The 26,117-nt window shown below is 58.8% G+C and carries 13 protein-coding genes and 2 pseudogenes; 4 read left to right on the top strand and 11 right to left on the bottom strand.

The window, feature by feature from the left end:
- Positions 1-98: 98 nt before the first annotated feature.
- A pseudogene (locus tag AC56QX_RS20975) lies at positions 99-237 on the top strand (DNA-binding protein); the annotation flags it as partial.
- A gap of 14 nt (positions 238-251) precedes the next feature.
- Here the strand turns inward: AC56QX_RS20975 and tnpC are convergent.
- From tnpC to AC56QX_RS20925, 10 genes are all read right to left on the bottom strand, one after another.
- Positions 252-1,730, bottom strand: a complete 1,479-nt coding sequence (gene tnpC, locus AC56QX_RS20970) for an IS66 family transposase (protein WP_095205361.1) — start codon at positions 1,728-1,730, stop codon at positions 252-254.
- Positions 1,731-1,839: 109 nt separating this feature from the next.
- A complete protein-coding gene (gene tnpB, locus AC56QX_RS20965) occupies positions 1,840-2,166 on the bottom strand; it encodes an IS66 family insertion sequence element accessory protein TnpB (RefSeq protein ID WP_224690299.1) in 327 nt (108 codons plus the stop codon).
- Between the two features lie 26 nt (positions 2,167-2,192).
- Positions 2,193-2,639 carry an IS66-like element accessory protein TnpA gene (gene tnpA / locus AC56QX_RS20960; RefSeq protein ID WP_095205360.1) on the bottom strand — a complete coding sequence of 149 codons (447 nt, stop codon included), beginning with the start codon at positions 2,637-2,639 and terminating at the stop codon, positions 2,193-2,195.
- A gap of 211 nt (positions 2,640-2,850) precedes the next feature.
- A complete protein-coding gene (locus AC56QX_RS20955; RefSeq protein WP_497110335.1) occupies positions 2,851-4,665 on the bottom strand; it encodes a DUF8508 domain-containing protein in 1,815 nt (604 codons plus the stop codon).
- 1,074 nt (positions 4,666-5,739) lie between these two features.
- Complete coding sequence (locus AC56QX_RS20950) at positions 5,740-5,922, bottom strand: hypothetical protein (RefSeq protein WP_497110333.1); 183 nt, start codon at positions 5,920-5,922, stop codon at positions 5,740-5,742.
- A 129-nt stretch (positions 5,923-6,051) separates the two neighbouring features.
- Positions 6,052-6,591, bottom strand: a complete 540-nt coding sequence (locus AC56QX_RS20945) for a hypothetical protein (protein ID WP_497110332.1) — start codon at positions 6,589-6,591, stop codon at positions 6,052-6,054.
- A complete protein-coding gene (locus tag AC56QX_RS20940; protein WP_497110331.1) occupies positions 6,592-7,863 on the bottom strand; it encodes a tyrosinase family protein in 1,272 nt (423 codons plus the stop codon).
- Between the two features lie 1,065 nt (positions 7,864-8,928).
- On the bottom strand, positions 8,929-10,467 hold the full coding sequence (locus AC56QX_RS20935) for a pentapeptide repeat-containing protein (protein WP_497110329.1): 1,539 nt from the start codon (positions 10,465-10,467) through the stop codon (positions 8,929-8,931).
- A 376-nt stretch (positions 10,468-10,843) separates the two neighbouring features.
- The gene (locus tag AC56QX_RS20930) at positions 10,844-19,075 is read right to left on the bottom strand and encodes an RHS repeat-associated core domain-containing protein (RefSeq protein ID WP_497110327.1); all 8,232 of its coding nucleotides are present in this window, start codon (positions 19,073-19,075) and stop codon (positions 10,844-10,846) included.
- Positions 19,076-19,100: 25 nt separating this feature from the next.
- Positions 19,101-19,316, bottom strand: coding sequence for a hypothetical protein (locus AC56QX_RS20925; RefSeq protein WP_497110326.1), 216 nt, complete (start codon positions 19,314-19,316; stop codon positions 19,101-19,103).
- A 414-nt stretch (positions 19,317-19,730) separates the two neighbouring features.
- Between AC56QX_RS20925 and AC56QX_RS20920 the strand changes: the two genes are divergently transcribed.
- Together AC56QX_RS20920 and AC56QX_RS20915 are read left to right on the top strand one after the other, a co-directional pair.
- A complete protein-coding gene (locus tag AC56QX_RS20920; protein WP_497110325.1) occupies positions 19,731-21,458 on the top strand; it encodes an amidohydrolase family protein in 1,728 nt (575 codons plus the stop codon).
- Between the two features lie 799 nt (positions 21,459-22,257).
- Positions 22,258-22,499, top strand: a pseudogene (locus tag AC56QX_RS20915) (pyocin activator PrtN family protein).
- A 159-nt stretch (positions 22,500-22,658) separates the two neighbouring features.
- On the opposite strand, the gene AC56QX_RS20910 reads toward AC56QX_RS20915, so the two are convergent.
- A complete protein-coding gene (locus AC56QX_RS20910; RefSeq protein ID WP_497110324.1) occupies positions 22,659-24,317 on the bottom strand; it encodes a hypothetical protein in 1,659 nt (552 codons plus the stop codon).
- A gap of 197 nt (positions 24,318-24,514) precedes the next feature.
- Here AC56QX_RS20910 and AC56QX_RS20905 point away from each other — a divergent pair, with 197 nt between their 5' ends.
- Entirely contained in the window at positions 24,515-25,645 is a 1,131-nt protein-coding gene (locus AC56QX_RS20905; protein WP_497110322.1) for an endonuclease/exonuclease/phosphatase family protein, read from the top strand.
- Positions 25,646-26,117 lie beyond the last annotated feature (472 nt).

Genomic DNA, 26,117 nt, shown 5'->3' with positions numbered 1-26,117 from the left:
GCATGATCAACGGTTCGGAAGCGTGCACGAGCCTGCTCACAGGCAATGGTTGGGATACCACCAGCAGCGCTGCCGCCGGCGAACATCTGGAGGCCCCGATGAAATATCTGACGGCTGAGGAAGTCTCGGAGCGCTACCGTGGCAGCATCTCTGTTGGGACGCTGCGAAACTGGCGAGCTGTGAGGATTGGACCGGCCTACGTCAAAATCGGAAAAAGCGGTGCTATATCCGGTCGAGGGTAACCGCTGTTCTCAGGCCACGGCCTTGAGTGGCGCGGGGGCATAGGCCCAGGGCAGCAGGTCGTCGAGCTGGCTTTGCGGATGGCCTGCGACGATGCGGGTGATGACGTCGGCGAGGTAGGCGTACGGGTCGACGCCGTTGAGTTTCGCGGTTTCTACGAGCGAGGCGATGGTCGCCCAGTGCTCGCCACCGCCGTCGGAACCGGCGAAGAGCGCATTCTTCCGATTGAGGGCGATTGGCCTGATCGAGCGTTCGACGACGTTGGAGTCGATCTCGACGCGGCCGTCGTCGAGGAAGCGACCAAGTCCGGCCCAACGCGAGAGCGGGTAGCGGATTGCTTCAGCGAGCTTGCTCTTCTGGCTGACCAGGGCGAGCTTCTCGCGCAGCCATGGCTGGAGGGTATCGATGATGGGGCGGCTTCTCTCCTGGCGCGCGGTGCGCCGCTCTTCGGGCGAGCGTCCCCGTATCTCGTTCTCGATCTTGTAGAGCTCGGCGATGCGCTGGAGCGCCTCCGTGGCGATCGGCGCGGGCCCGGACTGGGCCAGTTCGTAGAAGCGTCGACGGACATGCGCCCAGCAGAACGCCAGGCTCACGGCATTGCGCTCGGCCAACGCCCGGTATCCGGCGTAGCCGTCGACTTGCAGGATTCCGACGAAGCCCTGAAGGTGCCGCAGTGGCTGTTCGGCCTTGCGGTCGGGTGCATAGAGATAGGCGACGCCAGGTGGAGCGATCCCGCCCCAGGGGCGATCGTCGCGAGCATAAGCGAACAGCTGGCCCGTCTTGGTGCGGCCGCGCCCGGGATCGAGCACCGGCGCCGTGGTCTCGTCGGCGAAGAGCTTCCCGGAGGCCTTCAGCCGCTCGAACAACCGCTCGTGGATGGGGCGGAGCAGGAAAGCCGCCTTGCCGACCCAATCGGCAAGCGTCGAGCGATCCAGGTTCACGCCTTGGCGGGCGTAGATTTGCGCCTGGCGATACAGGGGAAGATGGTCGGCGTACTTGGAGACCAGCACATGGGCGACGGTCGCCTCAGTCGGGATGCCGCCCTCGACAAGCCGTGGCGGAGCCGGTGCCTGCACCACGACCTCCTCGCAGCTCCGGCAGGCGTATTTCGGTCGGCGCGTGACGATGACGCGGAATTGGGCCGGCACGATGTCGAGGCGCTCGGAGCGATCCTCGCCCATGACATGCAGCATTCCCTTGCAGCACGGGCAGATCTTGTCGGGAATGTCGATGATCTGCTCGATACGCGGCAGATGCGCGGGCAGTGATCCACGGTTGGCGCGGCGCTTCCTGGCGCGAGCCTCGCGCTTGGCAGTATCGGCGGTGTCCTCCGCGGCGAAGCCTTCAGCCTCGATCTGCTCGGCCTCTTCCAGGCCCAGCAGCAGCTGGTCGACCGGCAGGCTCTCTGCCCTGCGGCCGAAGCGGTGGCGCTGCAGTTCCTTGATGATCTGGCGCAGCCGCTCGTTCTCGGCGCGCTCCGCCGCGAGCATCGCCTGAAGCGCGATCGGATCGTTGGTCTGAGGCTCGGCCGGGTTGCTCACAAGGCCGATTCAATCATGCATTCCAATGCTTTGCGAGCGCCTCTAGCCTCCCATGGAATCAACTTGCCGCGACCGGCGCGCGCGTCTCGCGGGCGTCATGCACGCGCCGCCAATCCAACCCTTCCAGGAGCGCCTGCAATTGCGCCGCCGACAACCTCACCACGCCATCGGTGATGGCAGGCCAGCAGAACTTCCCGTCCTCCAGACGCTTCGCCAGCAGGCACACGCCGGTGCCGTCGAAGTACACCAGCTTGACCCGGTCGGCGCGCTTGGCCCTGAAGACGTAGACCGCGCCAGAGAACGGATCGGCGCCCATCGTCTCGCGCACCAGCGCCGCCAGGCCTTCGGCCCCCTTGCGGAAGTCCACCGGCTTCGTCGCGACCATCACCTTGACCACACCCGTCGGCCCGATCACGACGGCGCCTTCAGCGCACGGATCACCGCCGCCACCGTCCTGGCGTCGGCGCCACGACCGACCCGCATGGCGACGCCGTCAATCTCCAGCTCTATCACGCCGGTTTCTCGCGCGGCCTTCCGCTGCCGTGTCGATCTCGCGCGCTTCCCCGCCGGTTCGGGCTCCTGTGCCGCGACCACCGCTGGAACAAACAACGGCTCCGGTGCCGGCGCATTCGCCAACGGCACCCGCGCGGACCGGCGCCAGGCGAACAGCTGCTGCGGGGACAATGCATGTCGCCGAGCCACCGCGCTCACCGTCTCGCCAGCATCGTAGCTTTCCGCCACGATCCGCGCTTTCTCCTCCGGCAACCATTCGCGCCGCCGTCCAGAACCCGTGAATATCTCAAGCCGTCGAACCGGCTCCTCGTCCCTGGACTTAAGCGTAAGTTCTGAAATCGTCATGTGTCGAAGCCCTCAAAGGCCCCGAGCATCGTCGCTCACGACAACGCGCGAAAGGTGCCAACGGGACAGCGCTTACGGTCGAGGAAACTTGAGATGTGGGATAACAAAAATATTGTGGTGTGCCGTGCATCAAAGCGACTCACGATGGACGCGACTGAATGAGCGTGACGATCAGGCAGAAGCACACAAAACCGCCATCAAACACGGGCGGTTAGTTGAGCGTCAAGACGACCGGATTGTGGTCGCTCGTTTGGTCACGGAAGTCGGCATTGAGGTTCAGGTAGGTGATCGAGGTGACGTCGGTCGACGACAGGCTACCGCCCACGACTATGTGGTCGATAGCCTCCCGCAGGCCATGGAACTGCGACGAGAAGGTGAAATTCTCGCCCCGGCTGTCCGGGAGCATAGTAAGGCCAAGGCTGCCCGCCTCGAAGGGAGCAAGCGTGGCGGCCTCTGTGACATCGTTGAAGTCGCCGAGAATAATAATCCGGGGCGGGTTCGTGCCAAAACGTGACTCCAACTCAGCGACGATGGCTTCCGCCTGCGCGCGTCGCCCTGCCGACGAGTGCGGCACGGGATCTTCCGCTTTCGAGTAGAGCCCCTGGTCCCCGACCTTTGAGCTCAGGTGGACATTTAGCAGAACGTAAGGCGTCCCGTTCACTGTGAGTGTCGCCAGCAGCGGCTTTCTCGACTGATAGAAGGGATTTACACCCTCCTTGCACCGGTCGTCCGTGTCGAACAGCCGCTCAACCGCCCCTACCGCAACGCCCGCCCCGCTCTTGGCGAGATAGACGTTGCGGATGTTGCCACCAGGCTGACCACCGTCGGCATTGGGCACCAGTGGATCGAGAGCAACTATCTCGTAAGCAGGGCCATTGGCGGCCCCGATCGCGGCAATTAGCTTCGCGAGGGTGGCACCCGCGGTGACCGTCATCGTGACATCAACACCATCGTCGTCCTGGACTTCTTGCAGGGCAAGGATATCCGGCGCGCCGAGCGATCCCACGATCTGCTCAGCAATGCGAGCGAAGCGCGACGGCGGGTCATTCGCATCGAGATGCTCGGCATTGAACGTTGCGATGCGCAAACCCTGCACCGGGGCGGGCGGCGCTTCGGGCGCGGCAGGCTGCGTCAGGGATACCGGATCGATCACCTGGTCGAGCGCCACCATGTACTCGCCATTCTCGTAGGTAACGACGCCCGTGAGGTCGCCAAGGAGCGTGCCAGGATCGACGACGATCGTTGGTTGGGTCGCCGGCAAGCGTACCCGCGTAATTTCCGGAAAGATGTGGCCAGGGATACTGATAGGCAGTCCATCGACGGTCAGTTCGCCTGTCTGCAGGTTCGCGCGTGCAGCGACATAGACGATCTTGTTGTCCCGCGCGGACACGGCCAACGCGTCATCGATGCTGACGCGCATCCCCTCGAGGGATTCAAAGTAATCACGGGGATGATTTGCCGGATCGAACGGCGTGTTCGGAATGTCAGCAAAAGCGATGGAGGCTGTTGCCCCCGGCGGCATGAGCGGCACTGGCGCGGGAATGGCAGCGGTGCCGTTTACGGTCATCGCCGTGACATTGGTAAGTTCGGTAATCGTGAGGTAAGACCTTCGGTCTTCGTTTGGGATGGTCGACGTTTCAATCGTCCCGCAGGTGACCACGGTGCGGTTGGGCGGAAAGCCTTCGGTGAAGGGCTGGAATTCGACAGGGCGGCCCGTCACCGTGACGAGGCTCCCGACGTCATGAACTGGGAAGGCCGCGACGTTGCGCAAGAAGACGTAGAGGCCCTCCGAGGTGGCCGGATCGTTGTCCGGCGCCGTGGACTGAAGGAAGAAACCGTCGCCGAACAGCTCTGTCACCACGCCCGACACGGTCAAAACCCCGCCACCTGCAACGGGCGATCTGTGGTCAGCGCCCTGCACCGCGGACACCGGCGTTTCCTGAGCCATCGCCATTGCCGAGACAAGGAACGCAGCTGTTGTGACACCAGCAATGGCTGAAACGACAGAACGCAAATGGAAATACATTCTCGACCCCTCGCGACATGTGTTTCAGCAAAGCGACCATATTGTCGCTAAAGACGAAACGCAATCTGCCGTTGAATTACTGCGATCATGTGACAGATAATCTATGTAGCCACAGCAAGCGCCGGCCAGGGTGCGAGACCACGTCACCGTAGCTTCAGCAGGAGTAACGAGGATTGAGCGCCTGGCCATCCCCGTCCGGCGCGTGGTCGCGCTCTTTCCGAATTGCGCATGCGCGATGCGGCGCCGTGCCAAAGAAGCCTTGGCAAAGGCCCGCAACCAGTGACATCGTCGCCGATCGGCGGCCGGGCTATCGCAAACCGAGCCCGCATCCGGTCTCGGCCGGGCGGCTTCTATCCCTGGTGCCGCATGCGGACTTCCGCGGACGGGGACAGTCGGTCCCGCGTCCCGTCCTGCGGCCGGCGCTATGCTGACGCTCCTACGGCTGTCCCGTTACCGCCCGCGGCAGAGGCGAATTTCCTCCGTCCTACCCGCGACAATCGTCCGCTGTTGCGGACGCGCGCAGGACTGCGGTTTATACGCCGTTCTGTCGTTGGACCGCCGGCGGTCGCCGGCGCGGACCCATAGATCGTGGAGACCTCAGATGGCTTCCGAGCAACATCCGGATGGATTTTTCAAGTTCTGGTCGTTGCGAGATGAATCGGTGATCCACCGGCGTAGCGCAGTATCACGTCGATCCAATCATATGCCCCCAGGATCGACCATACTGGCCTGCGATCGGGATGACTGAAATTGGTCGGAAGCTCCCATTCTCGAATGACCGAAACTGGGCCGGGAGCGGACTGGCTGCTGTTGTACCGTACCTAGGGATAGCTGTCGCTCCGCTTCCGATGGAGGCGCGAATGATCGATTATCCCTTCTACCTATGCTTGGCCGTTGTGGTGCTCAACGCACGCGCCAGCGTTCTGATTGCCTTCTTTCGCCCGAGATCGGCGGTCGTTGAAGAAGCCCTGCTGCGGATTGCACCCTTGGCCGCTGCCGCCGTGGTTGCCACTCAGGCTCATATCGACACCGTGTGTCATTGCAGGCTGCCTCCACCGGGAGGCGGGAGCTTTCTCAGTCTGAAAATTCGCCCGTTTCGACAAAGGTTTTGTAAGAATCGGGATCGAGGTAGACATTGTGGAACAAGGCTTTCACGGCCCGCTCGGCCTCGAGCGAGGTCATGTCGGCGAGATGATTCTCGTAGGACAGGCCAAAGTTAGACCCGACGAAGACCCAAGTCTCGAAACCCGTCGGCACGGTCAGGGTCCCATCAGCCTGATAAGTAGGGGCGAAGGCGGAGGGGTGGGCGCCAACTGGTGTTGCTATGCTCAGGAGAACCAGGCACCCCAGCGACCGTAGACGCATGAATTTGCTGGCTCTAGACATCTATGTGCGCACCACGACGTGAGAACCGGCCGCATCCTCCACAACCACCGAATTGATGGTCGTGGACAGTATCAACTCTTTGATCGTGGTGGGAAAGGCCGTTCCGGTTTGCCCATCGGGCAGCGGCTCAACTACAAGGCGATAAGACCGCGTTTCGATGACGGGGTCGCCAAAATCAAACCATGCTCGCGACGACACATCCTCGAGTGTCGCACTGCAACTGAGCGTCAGGCTCGATCCTATCAGTCGCAGCTTGTAGTTGGACCCGGTGGCCAGCGTCAGCCTCCTGCAGCCTTCGATCCGCCATCTTTCGAAAACGGCTATCCATTCCTCCGGCCACGGTCCCCCTGTCATGCGCGTGGGCATCGGTATGGCGCTCGTCAGTTCGTCGAAGATCTCCTTCGCGTGATTGCTGACGAAGTCATAGTTCCAGAGATCGATCGGCTCCATTCCGATTTTTTTGGGCAGCATATGTGCCCAATCGATCACCCGGAACATGGGCCGTATATGGAGTTCGAAAACGGGGTTGCGGGAAGCCATTTAGCGCTCCTCGACCTCAAGCGCCTGGATGAGGCTTGAGATCGGGGCGAGGCTCTTGTTGGCCGCTTCCATGAGGGTGATGCTCTCCGCTGGCGGTGCCAAAGGGAGTGCTGACGTTGCTATCGTTATCTGCCAACCCGCCAGGAGATCGCGACCATTGGCCTTGCCGAGATCGACGTACGCGTTTGAACCGCCATGGTGCGTGTGTCCGGAGCGTCCCCTCCAGATGACGAGCCGGTCGATAAGAAAGCCATCGCGGGCCGAGGACGGGCTTCCCGCCAGAGGGTCAAACCCGGATGGATGCACAAAGACAAGGATTTCAAAACTAAAGTCAGGCGATGGGGTCACGGCGACCAGTTTTAGCAACCGCCTTGCACCCGTCTTTGCCGTAGTCGGCAGCTTCACAGTCATCACCCTGTCGTCCACGCGTTCCACGGACAAGGGAATGTTGTTTCTTCCTCCCGCCACCTTTATTTCGGCGTCACCATCGCCGTCAAAGTTAAAATCATATTGGTAGCCTAAAGCACTCGTCTTGACGATCATCTGATCGACGGTGCGGCTCTCAGGTTCGACCCACACGGTTGCCGCACCTTTCTGGGCCGTCTGTGTGTTTAGCCGCTGCCAGCGTGCCCAGATCAAGTCGATAAACGTATGAAACGACCAGAAGATCGGGTCTTCTGCCGCAGTTGAAGGGTCGCCCATGGTGGGCCCGATCAGTGGATGCATTTCGTTGTGAGCGTGGTCCTCGAGGTAGCCGTAACTGGGCTTTGGCTTCGCGTCTCCGGCGAAGAGGTTCCAATCGTCCTCCTTGATGGCAAGGCCAATGTCCGCTGCATCCCACTGCGCCGGTCCGGCGTCTTTGCCCCAGCGGCCGGCATGAAACAACGGTGAAGCGGCATCCTCAAACGCGGCCGGAAATCTCTCGCCCGAGGCCGCTTCATGCCAATTCCAATAGGGGAGAGTGATATTCGACGTGCGCGGCGGGTCAGCGGCGCGCAGCAGGTTCTCAAACAGCAGCAGATGGATGCGGTGCCAGGGAAGGAATTCCTCGCTCCCATGTTCGCAAGACCCGATCGTTCCGTCGGGATGTGTACGATCTGCATTGTGAAGGGCAGCCTGATAGTCGTAGCCGGCTTGATCGTTCGGATCGACCTCGCTGCGCTTTTTCAGGATTGAAATGGCATGCGCATAGTCGGCAACCTCCTGCGACGTCAGCGTATCTATATTCTTGCGTGTTCGCATTTCATCCGCCGCTGCGCGCGCGATCAGCATGTCGAGCGTCGGCGCGCCGAGGATACTTGCGTACGCTAGACCAGTTACCAGATTTCGACGGCTTATCATAAGTCCCCTCCATCTTGAAGGAATCGAACATAATCCTAAACTAAAATCGGCGTCCAGTTATTGTTATTGACGTCACTTATATTTTCCCGGTCCGTTGCGCACAAAGTGAAATCACAGTCGTAATCCGCGTCGCCTCTTCATCTCGTTGATTGCGATCAGTATTTTGCCTCGTATTCCGTCCTGACTGAGCACGGGGCGCATTTCGACATTGCAAACGGCGGCGCCTGCCAAACAGGAACACGCCGATTGCCCCGACAACGTGCAGGGACATAGCATTGAAAAGATGCCGAACCATGCCGGCAGAGTGGGCGGGCAGCGGGCGGGTCGAGCCGCAAGCGTCAAGATATGAGTAACTCGCGGCCCCCGGTGGAGTGGCACACACCACCGTCGCAGCAAGACTATAGTCGGTCAACAATGATGCGACGATTTGAGATGTTCGCTTACGGCCAACGAATCCGTCTGCTGTGCACGCTATGATTGGCCATTTCCGTCCACTCGTATCGCTCGCACAATCTGTAACTTATGACCGCTTTTGGGATCCGCTCGCTGCCAAGCAAACTTCCGAAATGAGGGCACATACCAGACATTCAGTAGCTGACCGACTGCGCGTCGGTCGCCTCATTCCTTCCACATCATCGATCGGAGAACGGCCTGGATATGCTCTGCGAGGTCGAGTTCGCCACGCGCCTCGATCTCTAAAGATACCGGGCCTTGGCCACGCGATCCTCTTCCCCAACCGCAGCATAGCCGCAAAAACCTCGCACCATCGGGTCGGCTGGAACTTGGATGCCCAGGGGCTCGGCTGACAGCATTGGCAAACGCGGCAATCGCTTCGCCGGCGAGCCGACTTTGATGATTGGCCCTGTCGAAACGGCAACATCGAACAGTGCCACAACCGGCACTTGCAAATGTGCTCTTGATGCGATCGCAACGGCGTCTTCCGAACGTGATTGCGCGAAAACCGCAATGTCTTCGGACGAGTCGCCCGATCGTTGTCTATCTGTATGGTGACGGCGGGCATTCGGAGAAAGACCGATACTCAAGCTTAGTCCAGCCTGATGAATAAATCTCTTGCGACTTGAATTTCAGATCAAAGATCAGGACTGCCTCCTGCTTCTGCACGCCGAGGGTCACGGTTCGCGTCTCAATGAGCATGCCGTAGTCCTGAGCATTATCTGCGAGTGTTGGGCCCGGCCCGGTTTTGGGAACGGCGCGCGCGAGATCGAGCGTGCCGCAAACGCGATCGAAAATGTTCGGCCGGGAACTCTCCTGATAGAGCCTGAGCCCTGACAGCAGATTGTCTTCGGCAAGCCGCGGCATGAAGAACAGCGGGGCGTCGCCGTCGTGGTTGTAGACCTGCACGCGGCTCCCTTCGAAATCGGACTTCCGGAGGCTGGTGTTGCTGAAGCGAGCGTTGGTCAGGTCAGCGCCGCGGAAGATCACCCCAGTGAGTTCAGCCCCTGCGAAGTTCGCGTTAGGGAGCCGGGAGCCGGTCAGATTAACCTCCTGGAGGCGAACGCCAGCAAGGGATGCGCCGGGAATATCCGAGTACGTGAAGTCACCGCCTGCCGCTTGGATGACGCTGAGATCGATCCCGGCGGCATGGAGAGCGACCAAGAGCTGGCCCCGCTCCGGACTTGCCGGGGCACAGTTGAGCTGAGCTGGGCTCGTGAACCGGCCGCCGGCCAGGCGATCGATCCAGTCGCTTAGCCAGACGAATAAGCCTTCAGCGGTGCCACTGTCGATTGGGATATCGGTTTGGTAGGCTTCTGCAGCCAGGGCCCGCGCGCGATCAGGCTGCAGCCCCTGACTGGCGCCCACTGGCCCCCGCAAGACGACGTCGCCGAGAAGGGCCGTGTAGGCGGCGCTGAGCGTCGGCGACTCCGTATCTTGTGGGCAGAGCTCCGGCTGAGCCCCTTCGACCGTTAGGTATCGATACGGGCGAAGTGCCTGTGTGAGGGCCGCAATCCGCCCGAGCGTCGCCTGCGACGGGACGAAAACAGGCTGCGGCTCCCCGGGGACCGAGGGTCGGAAGCAAAGGCGTTGAATATTCTCCGTGCACTCCTTGTTCGAACTCTTGTCTACTTCCTGCTTCTCGGCATCGATGCGTTCGAAAATGGCCGTGATTTCGACGACCAAGCTCGCACGCCGCTGAGCCTCGGCGAGCAGGTTCTGCACCTCAATCTTGTTGTTCTGGACGGCGAGAAGCCGCGATTGCTGGAAAGACACGAGCAGCGTCAGGACCGCGACGAAGCCGATGGCTGCTGTTCCACCTGAAGGAACGAGGCACCAAGCGAACGCGGCAAGCGCCGGAGGCAGCAGGCGCTGACGCTCTTCGCCACGGCAAACGAAGATCACCTCGCCCAGATTCTTAACGGCCGCCACCAATCGATGCTCTTGGCCGATGAGTGCAGCCTCCTGATAGAGCTTTGCTTTTTTGACTTCGGCGTCGAGATCAGTGATCCGCTGAGCAAAATCAGCCTCCAAGGCGTCAATGCGCTGATCGGTGGATGTCTGATCATCAGTTTCGATCATGCGACATAATCCATGTGTTCCGACTCACCAATTGGGATCGGCACGGGGTCGGGCGATAGCGTTTCCACTGGGATCAGATTGCTATCAGATGCACTGGACTACTGGACTGCTCAGCGCATTGCCTGCTGAACGCTAGCAGTCCGCCCAACGCGAGGATCAATGCCACCTCGCCGACACTACAAACGGGTCGAAGAAATGCAAATAGTCGTTTCTTTGAGGACCACTTACGAAGAGCACTCCGCCCCCAGGGAGGACCCCAGTCGGAATTCGTCGACCGGCTCAGCCGACCGATGTGGTTCGCAGAACCGATCGAGGTTTGTTTCACATCTTAAGCCGCAGATTAAGGGCCGGAAACCGCAGCGGTGCCTTCGATACGCTAGAATGGAACCCAGCTGTCGCCCCCGCTCTGCTCATAACGATATGCACCCTCCTCAAAGCGGTTGCCGACACCGGCGCCGTGATCGTAATAACCTCGCAATCCAAGTTCCCGGCCGTAGTCCATGATCATTCGATAACCAAATACCTCGTACTGGTAGGTATGAGCGCGCTCATGGTCGTACGCCGTCAACAAGTGTTGTGGAGTCCAACCTCTACCCGGTGCCGGATAGAGGATTGAGTTCCCTAGTGTGAACGGGTCTGAGACAAACGCGATTCCCTTGAATTGGATTGCGTTGTTTTCGAATGAGATCGAGCCCGTACCCCAGCCCAGTTGAGAGACGCCCACCATCGCAGTGCCTGCGACCGCGCCCGCCAATGTAAGCGGCAAGGCGTTTATTTTGCCAATTATTCCGGTAGCCGTACGCACGGTCGATTGAAGCCCGCCAACGAAACTCGCTGTATCGCCGGTTAAGCCCGAAGACCAATTGTAGGAATGGCTGTCGATATAAAGCTGCGCGAACGTGCCAGACAAAGCACCGTTGGCGAACTTCTTCCCTTCGAGTTCAGCCACGGCTCCACTCAACGTCGCCCGCGCAGCAACCCGAAGCCCCGTTGAGGGGACACTGCTGATATTAGGTGAGACGCCACGGCTCAAAGCGCCAACTGCGAATCCCTTCCAGTAGTCCCCACCTGCCATAGCGGCTTGCATGCCGCCGAGATGGCCTTCCGCGGCAATACTTCCCCAGCTTCCAGCACTAAAGGAGGTGCCAACGCCGTATCCAATACCGCCCATTACGGCTCCGGTGAATCCACCGATCAGTATGTCTTCAAAAGTGCCGCCATAAGCCCAGGCCATACCCGCCCCCATTACGGCACCACTCAACATTGCGGCTGCGATCGGAGACAATGTCCCGCCGGAGAGCGTTGTAATAGCTACCGCTGCGGCGATAACAACTACCTGACGCCAGTTTTCAGACAGCCATTTCCCGGCGTCCTCCAGCCCGCGCCCTATCCCTCGAGCAGCATCTCCTATCGCATTCCCGACATCGCTGGCGCCTCTTTTGATATCCTCCCAGCGATCGCTGAGCCAGCCGAATCCAGTCGGATCAATGTACCTGAGAGGATTGTTTGCCGAATAGCCGTAAGCGTTTGCCGATTGGGTGTTGAAGACAGCTTGGTTTATGAGATCCACTGACGTAAACATTGAGATCGCGCTGTTATAGACGCGTCCATTCATATGGATGAGCGAGAACTCATCGATATGTTCATGACCCGTGAATCCTCGGTCCCAGCTATCGTCAAGCTTCCGACCAAGACGGGGGGTATTCGGGTCGCGCACCGAGACCGTCCGCTTACCCCAGGGATCATACCAAAAAGCAGCGGCGACCCGGTCTGTTTCGTCAGTAACCTTGATTACTGAACCCAGCTGGTCTTTGTGCAGATACCAGACTTTTGTCGTTTCGATCAGGCTTCTCGGAATCTCAGACTTTGGTTGCGAAGGTCTAACACCAGCCATTTCGCTCAGGACGTCCGAGTATTCACCATTAATTTCTACCGTCGCAAACACGCCGCCACTATTCGAGAGATAGTGCCGATGGCGCGTGAGCTTACCCCGCCTCGCATCTGTGAGAGGACCAATGTAGTCGGTTACCCTCTCATAGGCGCCGAGATAAAGTGTCTCTGTCGCCTCGATCCCCGTGCGCGCAAACTGACGGTATCGCGGACCGGTTGGAGCATAGTCGAAGCGTACCCACCTGGACTGGTTCGCAAACAGCAGCTTCATGCTGTTGTCGGACGTGTACTCAAACGTTCCGGTCGGGCCGCGAACCATGTTCCCGTTTAGATCATAACCATAACTGTCTCGAGTGGACCCGGACTTCGTCCCCAGAACGGCATGAAAGGGCTTCGCATCAGGATCTTCTCCCGCCAATGCGAGAGTTATCGGAGTGGCATAGCTGTAGTCACCAACTCCCGACTTAAAGGTAATGCGACCTGCAGCATCGAAGGCGTAACGCTCTCGCGAGCCATTTGGGCGATACATGCCGATGAGACGATCAAGTGCGTCATACTCAAAAGTTTCAGAAATAGGTCGTCCGGGTCGGACTCCAGTCGCTTCCGTTCGGTTGGTTAGATTGCCGACGAGGTCGTACTTAAGGGATAGATCAAGGACTGCGCCCCCTTTTTCCTCTCCCACGTAGATGGTCTGAGGACGGCCGGTTTCTGGCTCGAACGTTCGTGTAGTTGTGAGCCCGTTGCCGTACGTTTCCGCCGTCGTGCGGCCCAACTCATCAACGTCAAGGACGGTCCAATAGGTGGTGCGTCCATCTGCGTTGCGAACTGAACTCAGAAATCCCTTTGAATCGTAGACATTCTCGATGGCAAGGCCGCTCGGATAGGCTGTGGCAGCTATCCGGCCAAGGCGGTCGAACTGAGTGAATGTAGCGAACGTCTCATTCGCAATCGTGACAGACCAACGGCTCTGACGGCCGAACTCGTCATAAAAGTAGTCTTCGCGGTAACCGTCCGATCCTCTGACTGAGGCTATCTTACCAATGCCACGGGATCCGGAATCATACTCCCACCACGAGGTTGCGTCGTTTAGAGCTTTGCGAACCGGCCGTCCCAGTAGGTCATACTCGATGGTCGTAACCTGGTTTTTTGCATCCGTTTGATGGACCAGTTGACCGAACGCATCGTACTGGTATTTCCAGCGCCCCATGTCGGGATCAAAAGTTTCAATCCGCTGACCCGTCTCATCATACGAATGGCGCGTCGTCGCGCCGGCTGGGTCGATCATGGTGGCCAGGCGATCACCGCCGTCGTAGGAATAAATCACCATACCGCCAAGAGCGTCCGTAACTTTGATGGGGACGCGACGCATGTTCGTTTCGGTCGAGGTTCGCCTTCCCAAAGGATCTATCACGGTCGTCATCAGCCCACCGCCTGGCCTGGAGGCGTAGACGGTCTCGGTCGTTGCGCGATTGGGTGCGACGATCTTCTTGACTCTACCCAAGCGATCGTACTCGACAGTCGTCCAGAAGAGACTCTCCCCACGGTCATAGGGTAGCGTCGATGAAATAGGCCGACCGAGAATGTCAAAAGTGCCATCGCGCTGGATAGGCCTCTTGGAAACTCCATCACTGGTGAAGCCTTCCACCAGGATTCTCAGGACCCGTCCCTTGTTGTCGATGAGGCGAATGGTCGGTGGCAAACTGTCGGTTTGCATTCGCACCGCGTACGCAACCGGAAGCCCAGCTATTGCCTCCGGATCATTGAGTTCCGACGGCGGCAGCATGTCTGAGAGTGAGACCACACCTGTTGCAGAAATCTCCTTTCTGAGGCGCCCAAAGCTGTCGTATTCGTATCGGGTTGTCAGCCCGTTTGGACCTGTCGTTGCAAGTGGAGCCCCAGTCGTGAGTTTTGGGGTCGTTTCGACGCGATGGCCCAAAGCATTGATTTCGGAAGTGGCAAAACGACCCAGGGGATCGAAGATGGTGTGCGTGATTCGGGCGGGCTGACGAATAGCGCGAACTTCAGTTGAGATGACGTTTCCAAACTGGTCCCGCTTGTAGTCGGTCCTTACGGCCACGGCCGAAACATGTGCGTTAGCAATTTCAAACGCGAGAAGACCGGTCGCCGCATCATAACCAAACTCGGCAGTTCGTGTTTCCTGGTATCGGTCACTGGTGCCGGACTGGATGACGTCGCCGGTTTTTGCGACCACAGACTTGGTGAGGCGACCGAAGAACCAGCGTGCCTCATCGTCTTGGGCATACACATTGGACGTCCGTGTGGACGTGCCGTCGCCTCGTTGGCTTACGGTTTCCAGCAAGTTCTGCCGACGCTTGAGGATGTCGGCACTATCATCATACATGAAGGCGTCCGTTTGCGTGGACACAAGGCCACCATCAAGCTCAAACGCCGTGGTCTGTGTGCGCGCAAGGCTGATTTGACGTATTGAACGTGCTGGAAGCCCGTTCGACCCACCGACAACACCTTCCTTCAGACTCCAAGAGAATGTCGACTCCGCGAGTTTGCGGATCGCCAGCAACGGTTGAGGAACGACGGATGGGCAAAGATTGCTCCAGAACGCATCCGAAGGTCGCGCGAAGTCGCGCGACACGGTTGGGCGTCTAAGCTTTTCGAGCGGAACCCAACAGCTTGCTTCTCGAATAGGACTGCTGCGATACTTGATGTCCTGCAGCAACTCCGTGCGCGTGAGGAGCTGGCTTTCCAGTGCCTCATTGTAGCTTTCCCGCCAGCCAAAACCGAGCGACCGCATCGCCGGGCCATGCATGCGGAATTCGCCATATCGGTATGAAAAAGCGAGTTGGCGGCCGGCCCCCTCGTCCACGATCGCGCGGCGGACCACGTAGCTGGCAGGCACAGGCGAAATGATAGGATATTGCGCTAGTGGCCCGGGCACGTAGACGGCATCCCAAGGCGCGACCGTGGTTGCTCCTGGCACGGCGCGCTGATCCGGAGTGGCCTCCAGCAGCGTCTGGTAGAAGATCGTTGTAGTGAGGCCGTACCCTGTTTCGATCGAGGCTAGCACGTCTGAACGGCGCCCCGCATTCAACAGCACGGGCGTTGCGGGAATGGTGTTACCAGGGCCGCTGGCGAAGGATTGCAAAATGTCCAAAAGACCATTGCCATCCACGTCGAACAGGCGAACGCCCTGATCGAGCCCATTCTCGTCTATGAAGCCCGGCACTCGTTCGACGAGCTTCTTGTCAGCAGCAATCCACGAAGAACCGTTATTGAGGTAGACGCCGGCCTCTTTCTGCCCGCCGGACACAATACGCGCATAGATGATGTCCAACAGGCCATCACCATTGACATCGATCAATCGGAAGCTTGGGTCTCCGTCGCGATCTGCGATTGCCTCGGTCGCAACCTTCCAATCTTGGCCACCGTCGACAAAGCCACGACCGGTAGAAAGGAAGGTCGATGAGGCGTTGGACCCGCCATTGCGTTTCGAGAATACAATGTCAGCAAGACCATCACTGTTTGCATCGGCCCATTGCACAAGCGCGCGACGATCTCTGAGAGGCTCATCAAGATAGAGCCGCCCTCCAGAGGGCATGTTTGGCAACCGTAGATTTGTGTCTAGCCGCCAGCCATGCCCTGTGTTGAGCCATGTCTCAAACACGTCTTTCGTGTTGTCATAGGGATGCTTGAAGCCAGCAATAACGTCCGAAAGTCTATCACCGTCGACGTCGATCAGCTGGACGAACAAATCTCGAGTACGATTGCCAGCGGCGGCTTCCTGCGAAACGAACGGTACGGGCGGATCATAGTGCTGCGCGCGCACCCATGAGACACCATCATTCAGGAACGCAGCGACTCGAAAGAGGCTGCGATTCAGCTCGCAGATTTGCCTTCCATTTTCGGTCTTGCAAGTTTCGACGGAATCGTTCCCGCCAGACGAGCCTTTCGGCGGAAGGTATCCGACGAGAATATCGGCGCGACCGTTGCCATCCAGCTCTACGAAGCGGACGCCGAGGTCCCCGACGTGCTCCGCGGCGAAAGGGTAGCCCGCGGGCGGAGCTAAATCAGACGGAACACCCGGCGACTTTTCTTGAAGAACCCATTTTCGGTCAAACCGTGGATCCCATTCACGCCCGGGGGCACAAATCTTCTGATCGTCAGCCACATTGGGGTCGCACGCGGCATTGCGGTAAAAACCGCGCACCACGCTACTGTCCACCTTTCTGAAGCTGTAGAGCATGTCGATGAAGCCATCGCCATCGACATCCACAAATTCGACAGGATTACCGGTGATCTTGTCAGAAGCGAAAGCCAACGGCGGGATCAACCCGGGTGAGGGTAGCCAGCCACGGCCGGTATTGATGAAAGCCCCCTTCGAGTCCTTGTCTTTTTCTGGATTGGTGACATCACGATTGTAAATGATGTCAGGTAACCCGTCGCCATTGAGATCGAGGAGCCGGATACCACGATCTTGTTGATCAGCTCGGGCAAAGGGTACCTTTGGGCCATAGTCCGGGGCCTCTGCGAAACCGTTGCTAGACCCCTGAAAGACCCTACCCAAGCCCTGTTCAGTCCCTGCCGGCAGTACAATCTCGGGGAACCTGTCGCCCTCAAGGTCGCCGACAAAGGCGTGTGGTTGTTGGGTGTTCGGCGCTCCTATCGCCAGTGCCGGAGGCTCGAATGCAGCGTTTTCGCTCCAACCCGAGTTTGTCTGCAAGTAAGCAAATTTGACTGCCGGTTTCCCTTCGAGAGCGTGATTTGCGATGATGTCGACTTTACCATCATTGTCGAGCTCGACCGCGATTGCGAGTGATTCCTCGCCCTCGGAGGTCACAAGATTGAACGGCGGCTCCTTGTCGGGTACCGACAGCCATCCTGATGGGGATGCGACGATTGCAGCGCGAAAGCCTCCATTCTCGCCTGTAGACGCGATAAGGCCTGGGCACGAATTGCCAGAGAATTGGACCTCTAACAGCGCTTTGGGCCTAATCGTTGGTGGGATGAAAGAGGTTGGTAGGAACTGTGAGCTGCTCTCTGGGATCCATCCGGTTGGAGAAAACCGGAAGACACGCCAAGTAGACACGCCGGCCGTGTCACGTTCGATCGCCAACAACTCAGGTGATCCGTCACAGTCCACATCGAACAAAGTCGCGAAATGCCCGAGTGACACAGGCGGGGCCAGTATTGAATCGCTCCTCCAGCCCGTCGCGGTGTTTTCCAGAAACCCTTTCTGCCCCTCTGACTCATAGAGCAAGTCGACCTTTCGACCCGGCGCTAGAACGCCCGATAAGACAGTCGCTGCGCGCTTACCCTCGACGCTCAGATTGAACGGCAAACGGTAATCGAGCGAAGGCTGGTCGGCAGGAGCCCAACGATCCTTTTCTGCAACATAGGCGCTCCGTAGCGGCGCTGCGTCCTTGGGTTTGTGGCTCTGGAGGAGATCAATTCGACCATCCCCATTGACGTCTATCAAGAGCGCTCCGAGGTCATCTCCATCGGTGTTAGTAAACGCAAACGGTGGCTTAAACGCGTCGATGCGATCCCACTGACCATTACCCTTGTTCTGGTAAGCAAAAGCGTCCAGTTTGCCGTCCACCTGCGCTGCAACGAGCAAGTCGGGCACGCCGCTTGCTTGCTCCGCGAACCGCACAAAGCGATAAGCTCCCGCGAGTTCGTGGCGGTGAGCGAACGCGATTCCCTGGGGCAAACTGTAGCGATCATCGCGCCATTCAAAATCGGGACTGGAGTATTTGAATGTTGTTGGCGTTATCTCGCTGTTGTCTTCGCCGAATTGCCGTACCTTTGTCAGAACGAAGCGGTTAGCCGTTGTTGGGCGATCTTCGTATTCTAGGGTGTATTTTGAGACTTGTGACCAAGAGGCTTTAGGGAGCGATGGATCGTCGCCGACGAGCGCCCTGATCGAAGCAAGCCTTCTCTTCTTCTTTAGAACTTGACCGGCAACATATGCCTCGATTGTTCTTGAAGTGGACTCATATGAAAACTCCACCGACGCATAGCCGCCTCGCTCTAAAGTGACGGCACCTGTTTCGTCAATCCTGCCTCTGCCGGTGTAGTAGATGCTGGCAATGTCGTAGTCGCCGTCTTCGTCATTCTGGTACGCAAATGAGATGTAGTTTCCCGTCGTATCAAAAATATACGATACCGCTTGAAGGAGCGTTGGCCCCGCTCCAAACGATATTCTGCTTTTTCCGTCCCCGTTGAAAACGAGCGTAAGGCCGCCTTTGGTCCTTGCAATAAATCGCGACGAACCGAAGTTGGCTCCAAACTGGACAACTTGGCTCTGGTCGTCGACTTCCTTTCGATACTCGATACGGCGAGAGTTGCCCGATCCTGAGATCGCGATAGGCACCAGGCGCTGTCCATCGAGGAACAACGCATCCGTCTCCTCCAATCTAACGCCATCAACTACGCCATCAAAATACAAGCTCTTCGGGCCGCGGGTGATGGCGGATAGACCCACGACCGACCAACCTGCGCCTAAAGTGCCTCCTGGTGACTGTGAGTCATAAGACAAAGCAATTTTCGGCTCAGTTCCGGCAGACCCCGGTGCTAAGCGAATTGGGATACTGTAAGTTGCGCTGCCAGCTAACGTGACATCGAAACTACCGGCAATTGCTCCTACTTCTTGCTTGGTCTGTGCATTTACTCCGGTCACGGGGCACGCCGACACACCGAGAGCAAACGACAATGCGAAACTCGCACTCGCAAAGAGCTTCATCGACACTCCCCCGCTTTTAATGAAACTATACACCAAATCGTAGAGAACAAAAGCCATGGTCCTCGACGCCGCCGACGAAGATCTGCGGCAGCGCCGTCGGCACTTCGACATGCTGGCGACGCGTATAGCCACTCATCAGGGCGGCCTCGCTAACGGCGACGGGCACGCGATGGAGGACGAACATCTTGTTGCGCACCATCGGGGGCGTTGCATAGATGGCGCTGGCGATGACCTCTTCCACCGGTCCGAAGCCGAACAGCAAGAGCAGCGGAATGAGATAACGAAGGCAGGCACGGTCTGCATCAGGGTCGAGTGCGCCGAGCAGTCTGGGCGCTCGCTCCGACGGGCAAAAAGGCTTCGGCTCTTGCTTTGGATGGGTCTACTTGCAGCGCAGATCGCCGCACTGCGTCGCCCCCTTTCCGGTTCGCGAGCGCTAGACCGCAACGGGGCCGGAAGCTGCCTGTCGGCTTTCGGTTGGCTAGACTGCGAAGAAGACTAAAGGCCCGATGTCCCACCGTCAGTTTTTCGCCCAGAGCAGGAATTGTGTGCACAGGACGAGCGTCGCTACGCAGGTGTGCTGCGGCATCGTTGCAAAAGGAATCGACAAGAGATCGCTTCTGCCCTCACATGACTTAGGGGAACGTGGGGGATTAAAATGCGGGATCTACTTGGAGATACGTTCGGCCGGCCAAGCCGCCGTGCGTTGTTGCAACGGTTGGTGAGCGCGGCGGCAATCTCCGCGCTACCCGCCTGCGTAACACGACCGCTCGACCCCGGGAGTTGCGTAACCGACACCGGCGGTAAGCTCATTGATGTCCACTGTCATTTCTTCAACGCGTCGGACGTGTCTGTCGAAGGCTTCGTGCGATATGTGTTTCTGGGGGAAGAGCGTGAGCTCTATGTGCCGGGACTTTTGGCGGCAAAGACTCGAAGTGTCATTGATGCGCTGGTGGTGCTGCTCGCGCTTATCCTGGCTGCCAACACCATTTCCGCCAAGCGTGAAGCCGCCAATCTGCGAAGCAAGCAGACCCGGGAGACGTCGCAGGAACTTGACCGGCGCCAAACGGAGGCGGTGGCCAACGCGCTTGTCGTCATAGACAGCAGCCAGCGGGCGCCCAACCGATTGGCGCGTGCCATCGTCGGTAGCGGAGCGGACCCGGACTACGGGGGGCTCCTTAGCCAACTCTACGCCGAGGCCGGCATTTTAACCGCGAAGGCTCGCTCCGAACCTCTAACCAAGGAAGAAGCGGTTCGCGTCACACGGGAACTCAAAGGTAAGGAATCTAAATTCGCGCGCTTTATCGATTTCGCGCGATTGCTGCTTGGCAGCCGCGAGGCCATCGCCCGGGAATATGTCCGCCTCTACGCTGACCAAAGCTGCGGCCAACTGCAACTGGTCACACCGAGCTTCCTCGACATGCACCGCTGGCTGGGTGCGCCCCCGAACTCGCCGATCGCTGACCAAGTTGATGTGATGGACGCACTGCAGGTCACGATCGCGCAAACCACCCCCGTGCACATGCACAGTATGGTCGGCTTCGATCCGAGGCGCTCCGCCGAAGACCCCAAGGTCCTGAAAGTAGTCAAACATGCTGTCCACGACTGCGGCTTCATCGGGGTCAAGGTCTATCCGCCCATGGGCTTTCAGGCCATCGACAACGCCGGTCTCGAGGTGCCGGAAGGGCCCGGTGGCGCGCTTATCGATCGTGAGCTCTTGAAGCTCTACGACTGGTGCGCCGCCGAGGACGTGCCGATCATGGCACATGCCGAGAACAGCCTTGGCGCTGTCTGCGGCTTCGGCAAACGCGCCAGCCCCGTATGGTGGCGGAAATTGCTCCGCAGGCGGAAGTATTCCGAGCTGCGCATCAATCTCGCCCATTTTGGCGGCTTCGATGAACTGCTCGATATCGGAGACAACACACCCGCGGGGCTACGGTGCGCTGACGATGCATACTCGGGCGAAGTGTGGGAGGACATCATCGGCAAGGCGATATGGGACGACGGGCGTGAATTCCTGTTCGCTGATCTCGGCTACCTCAGCGAGCTGGCGATCCCGGGCCGACAGGAGGAGCAGCGTCCGGCCATCCTGGAGCAACTCGCCCGTTTCCGCTCGAAGTACGACCCTCAAGTACACCACCTCATGTACGGCACCGATTGGACGATGACCGCGAAGGAAGTCGGCAACAATAACTACCTCGCGAACCTCGATACGCAACTTCGCGACGCGGGCTTCACGGCCGACGAACTGCAAAACATCTATTGGCGGAACGCCGCGCGATATCTTGGGCTGGGTCGCGGGCAGAAGACGCGGGATCGGCTGGTACGCTATTGCACGAAACGCAAAATCCCCGCCACGTGGCTCAACAGCTTCGATGCCGGCTAGGCATGCGGAGGCAGCGGACGCGCATGCAGCGGTTCTTGGACTGTGGGCGTCACCGAGCTTGTTTTTCAACGCACCCAGAGCTTCAACTTAGTCGAGGGTGAATGGCTGGTCGCCGAGATTGCCGATGTTAGCCCCAAATGATCGAGGTCGTTGAATATGGCGAACTCGTCGATCCCATCCTCTAATAGGTGCTTGCGGGGCACATTCGATAACGTCATCCGGAATATGGACACTGGTCACGAAACGAAGCGCCAGTTTCTCTAGCGGCTCCAGCGCAGTTCCGTGTACCGTAAAAGAAGAAGCCGCCTTGGTGCCCAATCCTTCTGAACTTCCGCGGCGACGCCTAGGGACGGGCAACTTATAGGGCCAAGCAGCAGGCCGTTTACAATGCTTCTCTCGAACGCCGCGTAGAGGCGCATCCATGTCGTACCTTGGCGCATCGCCACGTGCTTAGTCGGGGCCGCGGCGGAAGTCGGGGTAGGAAACCAGGATAACCGCTTCACGAATAAAAAAAACGCAACTCATTGAGTTAGCGGCGTGATTTTGTTTGCGGCGGTAGGATTTGAACGTACAACCTTCAGATTATGAGTTATCCATGCCAGAATGCTGCGGCGTCACTCGGCACAAATCACATTTTTTTTCACTGCGAACTTGCACGCAGTGCTTTCCTTGCACACGCTTTGAACGGCCTCCTTATCCATTTGGCGTCGATTGCTCCAATTGAACTTCGCTACAACCCCGTTGATTGTCCTCGGATGGCTGGCGGCGAGCGAAGAAATTGAACACCCTCTTCCTACTCATGGCGCAGTATGAGGGACGCGTGATTGTCCCCGCTGAGACCGTGTGCAAGGATTATTTTCCCACCTGACGCTCACCAAGTTCTTACGCAAAGTGAGCGTTGGAAAAATTGAGCTTCCGCTAACCAGAGCAGAAAGAAGCCAGAAGAGTGCCAAAGGCGTTCATCTCCAGGACCTAGCTTCATACCTCGATAAGCGGCGCGAAATCGCACTGTCTGAAGTGCGCGCCTTCCGACGAAGCTAGCGCGCCCGTGGCTTCTTTGCGCTTGGGGTTCAGCATTCCCTAGGTCACTGACAGGATGCTACCTCCCGTCCGGCATTCGTGCCCCTTCCCCGAAATGCGTCCGTTTTTGCCCAAGCGCTTCGGACGCCCACTCTTCCGCAACGGGGGCAAACGCGGTGGCTATGGTGACGTGCAGTAGAGCGTCGCGCGAATCTCGCAGTCTCCCCCATTCGCGTCATACTCCTTACAGCCGATCTCCACGTTCCGGCGCCCGAGCACACCAACGATTTTGGCCTGGCCACTTCGCCTGGAGGTATCTCCGAGCCAGCAGACCCCGTCGTACCCGGTGTCTGAGCGCTCAATGACCGCAAGCACGTTACCCGGCAAGTTAGACAGATGCGCGGACGTCACGCTGCTTGTTTCGAGAGTGCAGGCAGCGCGAGCCGAAACTAATCGCTTGCCAGCAGGACACGCCGCGGTTCGCTGACAACCTTGGTTGTTACCATTCACCGCACACACAGCGACCTTCTCCTGCAATGAACAGGTGGACGTCGATGTAAGCTCGCCGTCACTGCAGGTTTTGGCCTGGCTCATGCATACTGGAATGGCTTTCGGACCTTCACGTACGTCCCAACTGTGGCCATCAAGCAGAAGATCTTTGTAGGGGTTTAGGATGTAGCATCCGGACCGACGGGGGCTTGCGCTGTCGACGGTTTCGTTGTGCGCGATGAGGTTCGGACGGTTGGAGCTATCGCCCTCCCGGATCATCAGCGGCGTCAGCCGCTTGATGATGCGATTCTGCATGACAACGTTGTCGGTGGCGTGATCGTCGTTGCTTATGCTCGACCCCCACTCAAACCCGTCATCATCATCGCATGTGCCAAGGCCAGGAAACGACCGCCACCAGTCGCCATGAGCGCCCAGAAGCACGGACGGATTGGCGCCATCATAGTGGTCATAAAAGAAGATGTTGTTGATGATCTGATTGTGGCTCGGCGTTCCATGACGGACGGTCCCGCGATAGCCGCAGTTTCGGTAGAGCCAGACCCCTCCCCCTTCGAGTGCTGAGAAACGGTTCCCGATGATGCGGTTGTAGCTGGACGTGTCTACCGAGATCTGGGGCCCAAGCCTGTTGATGCCAAAGAGCCGCTCATCAAACACCTTCACATGGATCTTGTTGTCCTTGATCAGGTTGTAGCCGGACTCGGCGTCCAGGTAGATTGCACCGCGAGTGCCATTGCCATTCAACTCGGAATTGAGCAGCGAGACACGGGTCACACCAGGCGACACATAGAGCGCGGTCCGTTCGGTAGACGTAATCGCAAAGTGGTCAAGCACGATGCGGGTGGGTGCAGCCCGCCGCAAGCGACCGACGTGACCATCGTCTTTCTGGGAGGATTCTCTGACCGCATCTGCTTCGCCATTTTGACCCATGCCTTGGATGCGTATCGACCCGATCACGTTGCAGTCACGGATCGTGATGTCGGTCGGTCGTAGCCAATCCGTTCCAGAGGGGGTGGACCGGATATCGATCATGTCCTTGCCGTCGTTCGGGCTGCCAATGCCCCCGTTAAGCGTGGCGCCGTTGCAATCGATCGTCACGCCAGACACTGCCCCAGAGATCACGATCCGCTTCTGCACGACATTGTCGGCTTCCAGGACAAGGTCGCAGGCAACCTCCACGTCGTAGTGCTTCTTCTTCGTGTTCTGGTCGATGGGCGCCCGCACCCAATCAGTCATCCTGTCATCGCACCGGGTGGCGGAAGCAGGCAGGCAAAGCCAGCATGCGGCTATCACGACCAAGATAAAGCGCAGACCGGCATATGTTCCATGTGCCATCGGTATGCCCCTCAATTTTCTCACGATAACTAATAGTTGTCGATCAAGCGCCACAACAACTTAAACGTATGACAGTATGTCTGTCATTGTTCCTCGAACAATTGAGATCGATGCAATTCTGCACCTTTCGCAGGCGAAAACAAAGGTGCATCATTGGCACCAAGACATGCAAGCGCATTACAGAAGGGACTGGCGCTATGCAGCACCTTCGTCCATCATCAGGGCGCGCAATCAGTCGATTGCGCTGCGCAGCCGCGGGACTGATTGCCACCTGTCAAATCATAGGTGCAGAAACGGCGCTGGCAGCAGACGGCCGCCCTAGAGTCGCTCCGGCGCAGGGGGCAGCGGCCGCCGCGCCTGGCGGCGTCGTTGCGCCGCCTGATCGCCCTCCGCTTGGCAAATTGATCAAGCGGCTTCGTCTCCTGACGCACAACGTCTACGCCGTCGATGAAGATTCTTGTGATCAGCGGGCTAGGGGATTCGGGCTTCAGCTGGCAAAGGCCGGGTCATCCGGCCGGCAGCCCTATGACATAGTCGGACTGCAGGAATATTACGAAGATCATTTCTTCGATGCCGGAACGGTATGCGACGACAGCACGCTCCTCCAGGCAGCGCGGTCGACAGGCATGTACCGCAACTCAAGCAACACCAGCCTCTTTAGACCGCGGTTCGACGGGCGCCACAACGGAGGCGTCGGTGTATTGACGCTTCACCGCATCAGGACTGATCTCGACTGGCGATGGGGTAACGATCAACAGGGTCTCTTCGAGGCCGTCGAAGGCTTTATGTTTGCGCGGATCGAAATCCCGGGCAAGGACCTAGCCATCGACACCTATGTTGTCCATTTGAACTCAGGCCGAGACAATGTCGCCGGGCGTCAGCGCCAACTGCGGCAGCTTGCGGCACGGATTGCCCAATTTAGTAAGGCCAGTGGCAACCCGGTTATCGTGATGGGGGATTTCAATATTGGTGGCCCGCAGCCGCGGACCAATCCGCCAGGAAATCCCGGGTATCAGGACATCGTTCGCATCCTGCGCAGTCCCAGTGACCTGTGGCTGAACGCGCATCCGCAGACCGTACCAACTGCCGGCTACACGAGCGGCTGCGACACACAGTACCGACCAGCGTGTCTGGGGAAGGAGCGAATTGACTACATCTTCCACGTGACCGATCCGGCGCTGACAAACAGCCCGTACCAACTCGTGGTGACAAACGTCTCTCGTGTGCGTTGGGCCGAGCCACCAAAGGCAGGCGCCAAAGACAGGCATTTCGTTTCAGATCATTTCGGGGTCGACGCGACGATCGAAATACGGGTTCGTTCGCCGTGAGTTCGTCAACCCATAGAGATCGAGGCGTTAGTCGTAGTGCCAAGTGTGGGGCCGAACTTTGCCGCGCCCAACATGTGAGCGCGGCAATCTCGATCCTCACGCCGCCTCGAGCACTATGTTCAGAGGGGGCTGCGCGGCCCTGCGAATGCTTGTAAAGCAACCGGACCGGATGACGACCTCCGTCAACTTTTCCTCGCCAGCCTGAGCGCCGCCGCCGTATCCGCCCGTCCGGCCAATGCAGCGATGCGAGCCGCATGCCCAAGCAACATGCCACGGCGCTGGAGGTCAAACCATGTGGTGCCGCGTCACATTTTGCAGAAATTGAAAGCCAACCTGAGCGGTGGCCTCAGCCTTCCATCCGCGCTGCTGCAGCGGAGGCGCGGGTAGCCCTGTGCCCACCGGGTGATCCCGAAGCGTTTAGGCTGCTCGCACTTGCTCGGCAACTGTGGACCAGCGCACACTCCGCTACCAC

The organism is Mesorhizobium sp. RCAM 06353 (assembly GCF_059683585.1).
Note: the sequence above shows the minus strand (reverse complement) of the source record. Positions and strands in the feature narration are given on the sequence as shown.

Bases quoted from the DNA above. Each gene is read 5' to 3' on its own strand.
- tnpA (WP_095205360.1), bottom strand. From the start codon at position 2,639: ATGACGATTTCAGAACTTACGCTTAAGTCCAGGGACGAGGAGCCGGTT.
- tnpC (WP_095205361.1), bottom strand. From the start codon at position 1,730: ATGCTCGCGGCGGAGCGCGCCGAGAACGAGCGGCTGCGCCAGATCATC.
- AC56QX_RS20910 (WP_497110324.1), bottom strand. From the start codon at position 24,317: ATGGCACATGGAACATATGCCGGTCTGCGCTTTATCTTGGTCGTGATA.
- AC56QX_RS20940 (WP_497110331.1), bottom strand. From the start codon at position 7,863: ATGCTGATCGCGCGCGCAGCGGCGGATGAAATGCGAACACGCAAGAAT.
- tnpB (WP_224690299.1), bottom strand. From the start codon at position 2,166: ATGGTCGCGACGAAGCCGGTGGACTTCCGCAAGGGGGCCGAAGGCCTG.
- AC56QX_RS20955 (WP_497110335.1), bottom strand. From the start codon at position 4,665: ATGTATTTCCATTTGCGTTCTGTCGTTTCAGCCATTGCTGGTGTCACA.
- AC56QX_RS20945 (WP_497110332.1), bottom strand. From the start codon at position 6,591: ATGGCTTCCCGCAACCCCGTTTTCGAACTCCATATACGGCCCATGTTC.
- AC56QX_RS20920 (WP_497110325.1), top strand. From the start codon at position 19,731: ATGCGGGATCTACTTGGAGATACGTTCGGCCGGCCAAGCCGCCGTGCG.
- AC56QX_RS20905 (WP_497110322.1), top strand. From the start codon at position 24,515: ATGCAGCACCTTCGTCCATCATCAGGGCGCGCAATCAGTCGATTGCGC.
- AC56QX_RS20935 (WP_497110329.1), bottom strand. From the start codon at position 10,467: ATGATCGAAACTGATGATCAGACATCCACCGATCAGCGCATTGACGCC.
- AC56QX_RS20930 (WP_497110327.1), bottom strand. From the start codon at position 19,075: ATGAAGCTCTTTGCGAGTGCGAGTTTCGCATTGTCGTTTGCTCTCGGT.